Raw genomic sequence first — 12,385 nt, 5'->3', positions numbered from 1 at the left:
GAGTACCACTGCTGCATCAGGTGGATACGCAGCATGGTGGCAAGCGGATAGGCCGGACGGCCGCCCTTGGAGCTGGTTTTCGGGTAGTAGGGCTCGATCAGATCGATGAGCGCCTTCCAGGGCACAAAACCGCCTCCATCTCAGAGAGAAAACGCTCACGTTTGGTGCGCTTTTTGGCTGTGGACTGCTCGTAGTCCCCGAATCCAAGCTGCTTTCCACCCATGAACCCAGTCCTTACCTGCGATCACAAGGCCATTGTCCCGTGAATAGGCTGACTTTTCCAGAGTCTCCCTAGGAGGATGCCGTTGGCGAGGTTGCTTTTAAGTGAAGAGAGCACAATGAACGACCTAAATCTTATGAAAGTAGCCCCTGCGGAACTGGCTTGGGGAAAGGCCAGCTCTTTTTCGGAAACTCTTCGAAAAGTGGCTGGGGCTTGAAAAGCCACAAGCCCTTGAGATCGCATGGATAGAAATCGTTGCTTGTTTCAGTAGGAGCATGGCGCGTGTGATTCGTCGCTGGATCACATACTGATGGGGGCTGATACCCATGGATTGCTTAAAAGCGTGAGCAAAGTGATACTGACTAAGTTGCACCGTATTGGCAAGATCTGCCAAATTTAGCTCCTGGTTAAGATTATCGCCGATGAATTCAACCACATGCTTCAGGTCGCGCGGTGAGAGTCCGCCAGTGAAAGGCTTGAATGGCTTTGTGCGCGTTGAGTAGCGGCTGAGCAGATGGACCGCCAGTGCATTGCCCATAGTTTGCGCATAGATATGGCAACCACCGGAGTTGGTTTTCAGCTCGGTGCGCAGCGCAGCTCGCATGTGCTGAATCAGAGGGTCTTTCACTACTGTGATTGGGCCTCAATTTCCTGTTTCGAAACGACGCCATCACCGTTCTCATCGGCTATATTGAAGGCCCGGCCATACATGCCGAAGCGTCGAATCCTGGGCGCCCGGCCAAGGCCTTGGTCTGCGTTGAGATTGACGAAGGTCTTGAATTCAGCGTAATCGAGCTGGTTGTCCTGATTCGCGTCAGCCTTGAGGAAATTTGCCTGGGCTTGGGCGCGCTGGGATGTGGCTGTTGCCGGCAATGCGAGCGCAATCCACAGCGCAGTTGCCAATGCAAGACGGGTGGAGAAAGACTGTTTGGTGTTCACGGTTGTAACTCCCATTGGATTGGGTGATGTTGGTCATTGGATGCCGGCATGAAGCCGATGGAGAATGATCGTAGGCTGCCGTAACAATGCAGCTGATGAAGACAGACGCATCGATGATGGTTCTCCATTCGATCTCACACGATTACGCGGAATGTTGTCCAGCACCTGGAGGTCCAAACAGGATGGAAAGCCGCTGCTTCCAGCCGGACTTTGAATCTCTGAACTCAGCGAGCATGGACACCCACTCCCCAAAAACGATCTTGAAAGGATTGTTACTTCTGGCTTGGCCGGCAAGTCCGTAGTGGAGCGTTTCATTGGCTGGCTGCTCCGTAAAGGTGCCGAAGAGCCGGTCAAAAACAATCAGTGTTCCACCAAAATTCTTGTCGAGGCAGGATTCGTTGCAAGCATGGTGAAGCCGGTGATGGGCCGGACTGTTCAAGATCCATTCAAGGAACCCAAGGCGAGGCAACAACTCGGAATGGATGAAGAACTGGTAGCCAAGGCTTAGTCCAAGAATGATCACAATGGCGATCGGGTGGAACCCCATAAGAGCCAGCGGGACATAAAAGAGAAAGTGACCTGACAATCCCGCTGTCCATCCAAGCCGAATGCCAGCTGTCAGATTTATCCGGGTGGAGGAGTGGTGAACTGCGTGCGTCGCCCACAACCAGCGCACATGGTGGGAGGCGCGGTGATGCCAATAATAGACAAACTCCATGATCACAAAGAATGTTATCCAGGCCAGTGGCGATGACAAATCAATGTCGAAAAGCCGATGGTTGTAGGCCAGAAAGAGGGGCACCGAGACGATCGCGGCCTCCATCGTCCGGATGATCTGGTGGCCGAATGCGATGACGAAGGAAGCTGCGGTTTCATCGATGTCATGGGTGTCGACACGGGCGAGGCGGCTGGCGGTGTACTCCAGTGCCATGAGCGCGACGAAGAAGGCGAGTAACAGTGGCCCCAACTCAGTGCGGGCGGCCGTAATCGGACTGGGATCAAACATGGGGTTTTCCTGGTGGTGCGGTGTGGTCTCAGGCGTGGCTGGCCAGCGGTGGCCAGTGAGGCACTGGCTGGCGTGGCATCGTTGCCACCGCCATGACCCCGGAGGCCCGTCTCATCCGCGTCGCCGTTGGGCCGTCAACGCAGCTTGTGGCTGCGGATTGCGATCCGAAGCACGGACCTGCGAGGCGGCCAGGGCGCGACTTGGCAAGGCCGCCCATGTCCATGGCGATGGCGAGGATGCCGCTCAAGGCACCGGACGTGATCATCCTTTTCATGGGAATGACGTGGGTGTTGCTGGAGGACAGGAGCAACCCGTTGGTTGCCACACAAAAAAGGTAAGGGGCCTACTTGACTGTGGTTTTTCCGTCCTGATTCGTTTTGAGGACATTTGTGGTCAGACCTTGTCAGTTTGTGCATGAGCCACACCAACGCCTGCCGAGCGGCTACAGATGGAGCACCTTGACGAGCATGGGTATGGGCGCACAGCGAACCAAGATCCTTGTCGTCGATGATGATGACGACATCCGAGGGCTCCTCATCGGCGTCCTGACCGAGGAGGGGTTTCATGCCAGGGGCGTTCCCGATGCGGGAAGCATGGACGCCGCTATCGCGCTCGAGCGACCCGACCTCATCGTCCTCGATCTGATGCTCCCCGGTGAGGACGGCCTGTCGATCTGTCGGCGACTGCGCTCGGCCTCGTCCATTCCCGTGATTATGCTTACGGCCAGAAGTGCCGAAGTCGATCGCATCGTCGGACTCGAACTTGGTGCCGACGACTATGTGACGAAGCCGTTCTCAAAACGGGAACTGGCGGCCCGGATTCGATCCGTGTTGCGCCGTGGCGGGCCGACGGCGGGTCGCAACCCGCCCCAGGAGGTCCTCCAGTTCAATCAATACACTGTCAATGTGAATGCGCGACGTCTATCGGATCCATCAGGACGTGAAATTGCACTGACCAGCGCTGAATTTGATTTGCTTGTCTGCTTCGTCCAATCACCCCAGCGTGTGCTTTCGAGGGATCTGCTTCTCGACAAGGTCCATCAACGCCGTGGGGATCCATTTGATCGGTCCATCGATACCTTGGTGTCGCGGCTGCGGAAAAAGATCGAAGTGGCCAGCGATAACGAACGACTCATCGCCACGATCCGAAGTCATGGCTATCTGTTCACGCCAACGGTGCAGGTCGTGCCGGAATGAAAACCTCACTTGTTGTTCGCATTGGCTTGACCATTGTGGTCACACTGCTCACAATTTCCGTGATTGCCGCGGCCTATGTGTTGCGGCGGTCGCACATCAACGCGCAGGCAACGATCCCCTCTCCGGCCAAGGTGGCGGCGATGGCTGATCTCCTCGACGGGCTCTCCGACGAGGCTCGGGCGAGGATCCTGCCGGCGCTGTCGACTCCCTACCTCGAAGTCACGCTCGAACCCCATCCGGGGCACGCGCTCAGCCTTGCGGCACTGCAAGACCGGCCACTGAGAGACCTAGAAGATTCCTACCGAGCCGCGATGCCGACCCGTGCCATCGGGCTGGATGTCTGGCGACCAAGGAGGCCGATGGGCGGCATCCCACTGCTCTTGCGCAGCGCCGATGCGAGACTCGTTCTGAGCACCACATTGCACCGCAACACGCTGCTTGTTCTGCGATCCCGGCAGCTGTTTCCGGTGACCAATCTCGGATTACCCCTTGGCTTTGGCGCTGGGCTGTTGGGTACGATCTTCGCAACGCTGATGCTGGTGTTCCTTTTGCGTCAGATCCGCCCGCTGGAAGAGCTGGCGCGTGCCGTCGACAGCGTTGATCTTAATGCAGACCCCCATCCGATCCGGGAAGTCAGATCATCGGCGCCTGAAATCCGCGCCCTCGTTGGAGCCTTCAACCGGCAACAGGAGCGGCTGTCGCGGCTGTTGAAGTCGCGCCTTGCCCTTGTCGGCGGCCTCCAGCACGATGTCAGGACATTTGCCACCAAGGTACGCCTGCGATTGGAGAACGCGCCGACCTCCCTCAGTTTGGACCATGCCATCTCGGACCTCGACGACATGGTTCGCCTTCTGGATGATGCTCTGCTCGCCACCCAAGGTACCGAGACAGCGACGGATGATGTGCTCGAACTGGTCGACATCAACGCATTGCTTGGCCTGGAACTTGACGCTCGACTGGATCAGTGCGTCACTCTCGACGTGGTCGAGGACGGCCAGTCGCCTCGGCTCTACGTCCTTGGGAACCGCCTCGCCCTGCGTCGGGTATTTGCAAACCTGATCGACAACGCGATTAAGCACGGTCACCAGGCGCGGATCGGTGTGGCCAGGAAGCCTTTTGATCGGGTCGTCGTGACCATTGATGACTGCGGGCCCGGCATTCCAGCGGAGATGCGTGAGTGGGTTCGCGAGCCGTTCGTACGGCTTGAGCGTTCGCGGGCGCGAACGACCGGCGGCTCAGGGCTTGGACTCGCCATTGTCAGTAACCTCCTTACCCGTCACCATGGGCACTTCACGATTTCGGACGGACCTGATGGCGGTGCAAGGATCACCGTGGATCTGCCGCAGTTCCGGGCTGATCGGGCTTGATGCACATGGTGGTCGGGCGCCATCAGCTGCCAGCACGCCCATGGCACTCCAGCACCTCGCTTCATCTGGCTCAGATTTCGCCTGCCTTCAACCCACTGGACTTGACGTGTAGCCCGAATACTCAACCAGTCCTCATGAGAACTTCCCTACCGGTCTGACTTTGGCAGGAGAAGCCCTATGAAATGCAAGAGCCACACGCCTGATGAGATCCTCCCCAAGCTGCGCACCGCTGAGCAGCTCCTCAACCAGGTCCTGCCGAGGTGGCCTGGATTTACTGGACTGGGCCCATTGTTATTCCTAGAGGTGAGGACCTAGCTGTTTCGTGCCACCAGGTTGTTCCGGCTGAGAAAGGGGTGTGAGGTCGACAGGGTTGTGGTGCGACCCAACAGCCCAAGACCTCACACCCCATGCATACACACCCCACAATGCCCGCCTGACACCGATCGGTCGGGAACGCCTGATCCGGCAGCATCTCGACGAGGACAGGAACCTTGCTCAGCTGGCCGCAGACCACGGGATCAGTGAGCGCACCGCCCGCAAGTGGCTGGCACGATTCCGTTCAGGCGGTTTGGCGGCACTGGCGGATCGTCGAAGCGTTCGCCGCACTCAGCGGCGGACGCTCGATCCGCAGCAACTGCAGCAGGCCGTGGAGCTCAGACACCAGCGCTGCACGCTCAGGAGGATCGCCCGGCTGCTGCTGGTGCCGATCAGCACCCTGGCCAGGGCGATGCGGCGCCTGGGCCTGAACCGACTGCGGAACCTGGATCCCTAGCGCTAGCGCTTCTGCGAAGCAGTGACCGCCGGTGCAGCGATACAAGTGGGAGCAACCGGGCGACATGATCCATGTCGACATCAAACAGCTGGCCCGGTTCAACCGTGTTGGGCACCGGATCACCGGTGATCCACGCAAAGGAAGCTCCCCGGGCGCTGGCTACGAGAAGGTCCATTTAACTGTGGATGACGCCACACGCCTGTCCTATGTCGAGGTCCTGGCCGACGAGGAGGGGCCGACCCCGGTGGGTTTCCTGAGCCGTGCGGTGGCCTGGTTCAACGGACAGGGCATTGAGTGCAGACGGGTGCTGAGCGACAACGGCTCTGCCTACAAATCTCACGGTTGGCGAAAAGCCGCTCAGGCCATGGGATTGAAGGTGAAGAAGACCAGGCCTTACACCCCCATGATCAATGGCAAGGCCGAGCGGTTCATCTAGCCGCAGGCTTCTGCGAAGCAGTAGACACTGCTGGAAGAGTGGGCCTACGTGATGCCCTACGGAACCTCTGCGGCTCGCAACGAGCTGCTGCTGGCTTACTTGCGGATCTATAACGGCCGCAGGTGCCACATGGTCCTGGGTGACCTCACCCCTCAGCAGCGGCTTGCTCAGCTGCTGGAATGAACAACCTGGTGGGAAAGCACAACTAATCTAATGGATGGAGTCCAAGGTGGTCAGCTTGATGACTTTGAATTGATCGGCACCGCCAAAAGCTTGGAGGAGATTCAAAGCACTTTGCAGTCGATAAAAGCTGAGTAACATAGTGATTTCCCCCATACTTCACGCTTCGCTCGGTTTTGACGTCGGTCACCGATGCGGCGCCCCCCGCAATGATTCCGTCTTGTAAACACGGAACTCATCGTACTATCGGCTGGAGCACTTTCGCTTCATCAGCTTTGCGTTTTGCCATGACCAATACTGCCCTCATCGCCATTGATTTCATCAACGACATTGCCGATCCCTGCGGTCTCATCGCGGCCTCGGCGGCTCACGCTGAAGCCCGGGGCACCCTACACAACGCCGCCACTGCCCTCCGGGAAGCAGGCCGCTTGGGTTGGTTAAGGGTCGGTGTGCGAGTGGGGTTTCATTCCGATGAAGAGATGCCGGTTTCCTCTCCCCTGTTCCGGCGTCTCCGCGGTACAAGTGCCTTGCGACTTGGCGCATGGGGAACCTCATGGCATGCATTGCTCGGTGATCCGCATTTCGATCTGGAAGTGATCAAATCCCGCGTCAGCTGCTTCGCCCGCACCCCTCTCGAAACACACCTGCGCGATGATGCCATTCAGCGGGTGGTTATCTGCGGAATCAGCTCCGCTGTCGCAGTGGAATCGGCGGTAAGGGATGCCCACGATCTCGACTTCGAAGTCAGTGTGATCGAAGACGCCTGCGCGGCCATAGATGAAGCGACCCATCAACAAGCGATGGAACATTGCCGTCTTTTTGGCAAACTCCTCCTCAGCACTGACCTTGAAGCATACCTTCCTAGTAAATGAACCTGATCGCCCGCCCCGCTCACTGGCTGCGCACCGAGCTACGTCCGGCTCCTGCTCTTCGCTGCCTGCTCGTTTTCCTGCCATACGGACTCCTGTACGCCTGCACCGGCTGGCGTGAAGCCCTCACGCTCGCCCTCCTGGGTGGCGGCCTCTTTATTGCCACCGACGGCCTAGGCCTTGGGCCACGAATGATGTTCCTCCATTTCTTGCTTGGGCTCACACTCTTCCTTGTCCTGTATGCGGGCATCGGCAGTCACGCGTTGTTTGCCCTGCTATGCGGTGCGGCGGCTTTAGGAGTCATCGCGCTTTCTGGGGTGGCGGCGAAGTTGCGATCCTTTGGCAATTGGATCTTCATTCCCTCGGTCTACTTGGCCTGCGAACTGGGCGCGCAAAGAGATTGGGATGCGCGCATGGCGGCGTTGCCCGGCATTTTATTCCTGGCTGCTTGCGCACCATTGGTGGTGTTTGCTGTCGAGAAACTGAGCCACGCACCACTTGCCCTTCAGCGCGCACGTACGTTCTCCGAGTTGGCCGCCGGACTTGGTGAAGGGAATTCTCATTGGAAAAATCAGGCCTTGGCTGCGTTCGCCAGTGTCCTGGTGGCCACCTCTCTTGTTGGCAGCCAACAGATCGAGCATGGTCAATGGGTGATCTGGTCTGCGCTCAGTGTGATCGCTATTGATGCTCACCAAGCTAGAACCAAAATTCGAAACCGCATTTTCGGCGTGCTGGTGGGTTGTCCATTAGGCCTTTTGCTCGGAGCTGTCGTTCCTCGCTTTGGCTGGCTTTATCCGGTCGCAAGCGCCGCCATTTTGCTCACGCTCGTGTCATTTGAAAGTTATCTTCTTGCCTTTACAATGCGTTGTGCCCTGACCGCCTTTGCCGCGATGGTGGCAGGAGGCTCGTATGAGGTCGCTGACGAACGTGTTACCAATGTCGTGTTGGGTGGTTTCATCGGGGTGATTGCTGTGCACGTGGCAGAAGCGTGCCCCCGTTTCCGCAACCACGAGTGATCACGCCCCCTGTGTCGTAGCTGCATCAAGAAAGGAGACAGTAGGATCAGCAAAGGCGCTCTAGGGCTTGAAGAAAGAAAGAAGCCAGTGAGCCCGAATCAACAATGAATGCACAAAGCCTGCATTCTCAGAATCATAGTGTCTACTTGTCATACTTATTAGACTCATGGGCTTAGGAATTGAGAAGCCCATCAACTCCATGCATCTCAGCTGCCACCCACAAGCTTGGTGGAATCGCATTGCCCATGACGTCAAAGTGATGGCAGCGCAATTGGGGGGGCTGATCATGAGTGCCGATGCTTAACCTGTCAACTTCTTCGAGAAGCAACAGGGCCGGCTTAAGCCACCAAAGAGCCAACCGCTTTGCTAACACTCACCACACCACCCGGCGGCGGGGGTTGTGAGGTGGGTGCCTTTTATTGGACAGCCTGGGCCCCTGACATCGTTAACCCCGGACGGGAGTTACAAGGTTCGGCCTCAGTATAGACCGCATTGGGAGTTTTGCCTCCCAAAGAGCTGTGTGGCCTTACATGGCAGTATCTCCACAGGAAGCGGGCCAGGCTGATCTCCTGATGACTTTCAATGAGCTCGTAATCATCGGCATCCCAGAGCTCCAAGGCATTTCGCGAAAACAGGCTCGGGGAGAGATGCAACGCCCTCGAAGTATGAGCATGATCAACCCTTATCGTGAAAGCCTGCTGGGCCGGGATGATCAGCGATTCCCCCATGGCCACGGCATAGCTTCTTGTGCGCCCATCAATGGTGATCTCGTAATTGATGTGCCTCCCCGTGCTTCCGATCACATGATCTTGTAGGCACATCTCCGGTAAATCAACCAGTGGCACATAGTTTTCCTCCAGACACACCTCGCGCCATCTGGCTTGCAACTCAGTGCAAAGTGGAACGGTGGATAGGGCTTCGGATCAAAGTGCAGCGGGATTGCTGTGCTGCATCTGGTATTGGTAGTGAAGATCGATTCGAACAGGCGACTCGCGTCAGTGGGTCAAGGGCTCGAGCCGTTCGTGTGACAACAGAAGATGAACTGCTTGTGCATGCGTCTAGATCTAGAATCCTATCTGATGATGCAGGAAATTGCACCTGTAGAGCGTTGCGTCGTCATGCGAGTCATCCAGTCGCTTGTTCTGGAAGCCGGGGACTTGGTTGTGGTCCCAAGCCCGTTGCTCAAGGCCAGCACCGTTGCAGGGTTGGATTCAGGCGCGCAGCCCTGAAGGGCAGACAATGGCTTGAGCGGATGCCTTCATCCTTCCCCCAGGTCTGACCACGCCGCTGCTGGTGAAACCCTCATGGAGGTCGATGATCAGCATCCGGCTCCTGTCCTTCTCGCCCCGCTTCCCCGGCGAAGTTCAGAACATCGCTGTAGCGTCACCGCCCCCTTGGCAAGCCGATCAGCGCCGATACGTTGAGCCGGCTCGATTGGTTTCGCGGAAATGGAACGGGCGGCTGACCCACGCATGCGCCACGGCCGGCAGCGGCCTGGGTGGAGGGACGGCGACTGGCGCGGCATCTGGCTCGGCAGGAGGCGCGCCGCAGCAGGAGGAAGCAACGCCTTGGCGTTGTTGCTGGCGCTGTGTTGCCTGACCTGGGTGACCTGCGGTGCCGTGGTCGCCTACGAGAGCGGTCTGCCGCCGCGGCCCCTTGAGGTTCCCGCCGAAACGCCGGTGGCGGATCTGGGCGCCAACGAGGTGTTGCCAGAGCGCCTGCTGGCCGTGCTCCAGGCCAACCCTCAGCCCAATCCTCTGTCCAACCCGGAGCCGCTGCCGCTCGCCACCGGCACTCTGCCGCTGCCACCACCACCGCCTCCATTGCCATTGCTGCCGCTGGGGGACACGCTCGTGCTGGCCTACCCCCTGGCGGTGCCGGCCACCGAGCTCGACCCCTACGGCTGGCGCTATTCCGAGACGCGTGGTCGCTGGCGAATGCATGCCGGTGTGGATCTGATCGTGCCCGCCGAATCGGCCGTGCTGGCGGCTCTGCCCGGCACCACCAGGCTGGTGGATGACGTGAGTGGGTATGGCCTCACGGTGGTGATCGATCACGGCGATGGCTGGCTCACGCTCTATGCGCACCTTCTGGATGTGGCCGTGGTGCCGGGGCAGCGCGTGAACAGCGGTGAACGCATCGGCCGGGTGGGCCAGACCGGCAGGGCCACCACGCCCCACCTGCACTTCGAGCTGCGGCGCCAGCTGGGCGGCCGCACCGTGGCGATGGATCCGTGGCCGGTGATCGCGCAACCGCTGCTGGCTGGCGCGGCGGCTGCAAACCGCTGATCCCTGCCCCCCCTGGTTCTTACGGCTGCAGCGGTTTCATGGTGTCGTCTTCCCGTTGCTTCCCCAGCTGGCTCTGCTGGTGCACCGCTTCTTCGGCGCGGCGCAAACTGGCGTCCACCGCTGTCGGGCTGGCTGGGGCGCCACCTGTGGGGTTGGCGGGGGCGCCCATGCGCGTCCACCAGAGACCGCCCATCAACAGAGCGGCGATCAACAGGGTGAGCAGTCCCATGGTGGCGCAAGGTTGTGACCTGAGCATGGCGCAGCCCGGTGCCGGTGGCAGCAGCGGGGGCCGGCTAGTGGCACGCTGGGTGCCGCCATCCTGGGGAGGGCCATGCCTGCCTTGAACCGATGCGCTGTGAGCGTTGTGCCGCGCCAGCCCCTGCTCGACTGGGCCCTCGGGCTCGGCCTTGAGCTGCCGGGAGCCGCCGCGCGCGAAGCCGGGTTGTATCTGCTCCCCTCCTATGCCACCGATGCCGAGGCGGAAGCGTTGCTGCGCCGCGCCCACGCCGTGATCTTTGAAACGGAACTGTCGGTGTGGTGCCCTGTGCAGCGCCTCTGGCCCCAGGACCGCAGCTATGGGGTGTTTCGCCGGTGGTTTGAGCCGCGCTTCCATCCCCTGGTGCAGGATCTCGTCGCAGGCGGCAGGCCCACGGTCTTGTCCCCCAGGGCGGCCCTCCTGGCCGGCGCTGCCGGCCTTGCGCCGGTGGCGGATGATGACGCTCTGCCGGAGCGCACGGGCATGCCGCTGCCGCTGCAGATCCTGGCCGGGGTCGGTGCTCTCTCGTTTCTGCTGATCGGTCTGAACAGCCTGCTCCTGCCTCCGGTGGCCCCACCGTCGTCCCCGCCCCCACCACAGGCCGGCCAGGCGACCTGAGCGCCATGACGACTGCCGCGTTCCCAACCTTGCCTGCCGGAGCCGTGCTGGCGGCGGTGCTGCCCCTGGCGGCAGGTGCGGCCATGAGTCCGCTGGTGTTGGTGCTGCAGGTGCGGCAGTTGCTGGCGCCTGCCCGGGGGTTGGCGCGGGCCTGGGCGTTTCTGCTGGGCACTGCCGTGATCACCCTGGTGTGGCTGGGGCTTGGCCTGGCCGCCGGCGACCTGTTGCCGCCCCGGGCCACCGGGCCGGATCCGGTGGCGGCCACGCTGCATCTGGCCGTGGCGGCGTTGCTGGTGTCGCTGGGCGCGGCGAATCTGCTGCGGGCAGCGCCTGGCCTGGCGGTGGCGCCACCGCCCCCTTCATCCGTCAGGGCCGCGTCGCCGTGGTCGGCGTTTCGGCTCGGCCTGGGGGCGATGGCGGCCAACCTCAGTTCCCTGGCGCTGTTTCTCCCCGCGGTGCAGGATCTCGCCCGTAGCTCACTCGGCGCCGCTGACCGCGTTGGCCTGTCGGCGTTGCTGGTGGGCTTTACGCTGTTGCCTGCCCTGTTGCCGCCGTGCCTGGTGCTGGCCAGCGGCCGCCGCGGTGAGCAGATGCTTGAGCGCGTTGGGCGTTGGCTGAACAGCCATCAGCGCCAGGTGAGCGCCGTGCTCTGCTTCCTGTTCGCGGCTCTGCTCACCATCAACGGGCTGGCAAGGCTGTAGGGCTGCGGAAGCCGCTCCACACCTTGAGCTGCTCAAGGGTCTGCAGCCCTTCACGCCGCTCACCTTTGAGCGTCCAGGTGGGGTAGGCCCGCACGGCGGCGCTGCTGCAGCGCTGCCGCCCCGCGTCGTCCTTGTCGCATTCCACGTAGGGGAGGCGGCGGCCCGCCTCAATGCCGAACAGGTTCTTCTGCTCAAAGCAATAGGGGCACCACCAGGCGCCGTAGAACACGGCTCCCTGCTGGATCAGGAAGTCGACAAGGGCCAGCTGCTCAGCGTTGGAGGGCTGGAGGGCTTCGCCGAGGGTGCCGGTGGTTGTGGCTGCCGGCCTGGAGCCGGTGGCTACACCCGGTGCCGCCGCCAGCGCCGCTGGGCCCGACAGCCCCCCGGGGGCGCCAAAGGAGCCAACGGCGAGAACCAGGGCGAGCAGAGGCATCGGCGGCGCCAATCACGACCTGCAGCGTAGGCATGGGCCGCCGGCGGCGTTCGGGCTTCCGCCCTCTGTCGGCCTTCCGCCTCGCCGC

The 12,385-nt window shown here is 60.8% G+C and carries 14 protein-coding genes and 1 pseudogene; 9 read left to right on the top strand and 6 right to left on the bottom strand.

The window, feature by feature from the left end:
* The 4 genes and pseudogenes from KBY97_RS14260 to KBY97_RS14245 form a co-directional block, all read right to left on the bottom strand.
* Positions 1-223, bottom strand: a pseudogene (locus KBY97_RS14260) (transposase); the annotation flags it as partial.
* Between the two features lie 124 nt (positions 224-347).
* On the bottom strand, positions 348-824 hold the full coding sequence (locus KBY97_RS14255) for a helix-turn-helix domain-containing protein (protein WP_255147934.1): 477 nt from the start codon (positions 822-824) through the stop codon (positions 348-350).
* 23 nt (positions 825-847) lie between these two features.
* Positions 848-1,159, bottom strand: coding sequence for an EF-hand domain-containing protein (locus KBY97_RS14250; protein ID WP_255147931.1), 312 nt, complete (start codon positions 1,157-1,159; stop codon positions 848-850).
* A gap of 142 nt (positions 1,160-1,301) precedes the next feature.
* Complete coding sequence (locus KBY97_RS14245; protein ID WP_255147929.1) at positions 1,302-2,165, bottom strand: sterol desaturase family protein; 864 nt, start codon at positions 2,163-2,165, stop codon at positions 1,302-1,304.
* 473 nt (positions 2,166-2,638) lie between these two features.
* Between KBY97_RS14245 and KBY97_RS14240 the strand changes: the two genes are divergently transcribed.
* The 7 genes from KBY97_RS14240 to KBY97_RS14205 all read left to right on the top strand — a co-directional run bounded on the left by KBY97_RS14240 (position 2,639) and on the right by KBY97_RS14205 (position 10,289).
* Entirely contained in the window at positions 2,639-3,361 is a 723-nt protein-coding gene (locus KBY97_RS14240) for a response regulator (RefSeq protein ID WP_255147928.1), read from the top strand.
* Positions 3,358-4,728 (top strand): cell wall metabolism sensor histidine kinase WalK, encoded by a 1,371-nt coding sequence (locus KBY97_RS14235; RefSeq protein WP_255147927.1) that lies wholly within the window; start codon positions 3,358-3,360, stop codon positions 4,726-4,728. Before KBY97_RS14240 ends, KBY97_RS14235 begins: the two co-directional genes overlap by 4 nt.
* Positions 4,729-5,083: 355 nt before the next feature.
* The gene (locus tag KBY97_RS14230) at positions 5,084-5,500 is read left to right on the top strand and encodes a helix-turn-helix domain-containing protein (RefSeq protein WP_255147925.1); all 417 of its coding nucleotides are present in this window, start codon (positions 5,084-5,086) and stop codon (positions 5,498-5,500) included.
* A gap of 31 nt (positions 5,501-5,531) precedes the next feature.
* On the top strand, positions 5,532-5,936 hold the full coding sequence (locus KBY97_RS14225; protein ID WP_255147923.1) for a DDE-type integrase/transposase/recombinase: 405 nt from the start codon (positions 5,532-5,534) through the stop codon (positions 5,934-5,936).
* Positions 5,937-6,403: 467 nt separating this feature from the next.
* Entirely contained in the window at positions 6,404-6,988 is a 585-nt protein-coding gene (locus tag KBY97_RS14220; protein WP_255147921.1) for a cysteine hydrolase family protein, read from the top strand.
* Positions 6,985-8,001, top strand: a complete 1,017-nt coding sequence (locus KBY97_RS14215) for an FUSC family protein (protein ID WP_255147919.1) — start codon at positions 6,985-6,987, stop codon at positions 7,999-8,001. The genes KBY97_RS14220 and KBY97_RS14215 overlap by 4 nt, the downstream gene beginning before the upstream one ends.
* A gap of 1,568 nt (positions 8,002-9,569) precedes the next feature.
* Entirely contained in the window at positions 9,570-10,289 is a 720-nt protein-coding gene (locus tag KBY97_RS14205) for a M23 family metallopeptidase (RefSeq protein WP_255147917.1), read from the top strand.
* Between the two features lie 19 nt (positions 10,290-10,308).
* On the opposite strand, the gene KBY97_RS14200 is transcribed toward KBY97_RS14205, so the two are convergent.
* Positions 10,309-10,518, bottom strand: coding sequence for a hypothetical protein (locus tag KBY97_RS14200; RefSeq protein WP_255147916.1), 210 nt, complete (start codon positions 10,516-10,518; stop codon positions 10,309-10,311).
* A gap of 126 nt (positions 10,519-10,644) precedes the next feature.
* On the opposite strand from KBY97_RS14200, the gene KBY97_RS14195 reads away from it, so the two are divergent.
* Both KBY97_RS14195 and KBY97_RS14190 read left to right on the top strand, forming a co-directional pair.
* The gene (locus KBY97_RS14195; protein ID WP_255147914.1) at positions 10,645-11,163 is read left to right on the top strand and encodes a hypothetical protein; all 519 of its coding nucleotides are present in this window, start codon (positions 10,645-10,647) and stop codon (positions 11,161-11,163) included.
* Positions 11,164-11,192: 29 nt separating this feature from the next.
* Positions 11,193-11,864 carry a GAP family protein gene (locus KBY97_RS14190; RefSeq protein WP_255147912.1) on the top strand — a complete coding sequence of 224 codons (672 nt, stop codon included), beginning with the start codon at positions 11,193-11,195 and terminating at the stop codon, positions 11,862-11,864.
* On the opposite strand, the gene KBY97_RS14185 is transcribed toward KBY97_RS14190, so the two are convergent.
* A complete protein-coding gene (locus tag KBY97_RS14185) occupies positions 11,842-12,297 on the bottom strand; it encodes a hypothetical protein (RefSeq protein ID WP_255147910.1) in 456 nt (151 codons plus the stop codon). The genes KBY97_RS14190 and KBY97_RS14185 overlap by 23 nt on opposite strands.
* Between the last annotated feature and the right edge of the window lie 88 nt (positions 12,298-12,385).

The organism is Synechococcus sp. ATX 2A4 (genome assembly GCF_024346375.1).
Lineage (GTDB): Bacteria > Cyanobacteriota > Cyanobacteriia > PCC-6307 > Cyanobiaceae > MW101C3.
This window is presented reverse-complemented; position numbering and strand designations above follow the sequence as displayed.

Bases quoted from the DNA above. Each gene is read 5' to 3' on its own strand.
- KBY97_RS14255 (WP_255147934.1), bottom strand. From the start codon at position 824: ATGCGAGCTGCGCTGCGCACCGAGCTGAAAACCAACTCCGGTGGTTGC.
- KBY97_RS14245 (WP_255147929.1), bottom strand. From the start codon at position 2,165: ATGTTTGATCCCAGTCCGATTACGGCCGCCCGCACTGAGTTGGGGCCA.
- KBY97_RS14240 (WP_255147928.1), top strand. From the start codon at position 2,639: ATGGGCGCACAGCGAACCAAGATCCTTGTCGTCGATGATGATGACGAC.
- KBY97_RS14235 (WP_255147927.1), top strand. From the start codon at position 3,358: ATGAAAACCTCACTTGTTGTTCGCATTGGCTTGACCATTGTGGTCACA.
- KBY97_RS14220 (WP_255147921.1), top strand. From the start codon at position 6,404: ATGACCAATACTGCCCTCATCGCCATTGATTTCATCAACGACATTGCC.
- KBY97_RS14215 (WP_255147919.1), top strand. From the start codon at position 6,985: ATGAACCTGATCGCCCGCCCCGCTCACTGGCTGCGCACCGAGCTACGT.
- KBY97_RS14200 (WP_255147916.1), bottom strand. From the start codon at position 10,518: ATGGGACTGCTCACCCTGTTGATCGCCGCTCTGTTGATGGGCGGTCTC.
- KBY97_RS14185 (WP_255147910.1), bottom strand. From the start codon at position 12,297: ATGCCTCTGCTCGCCCTGGTTCTCGCCGTTGGCTCCTTTGGCGCCCCC.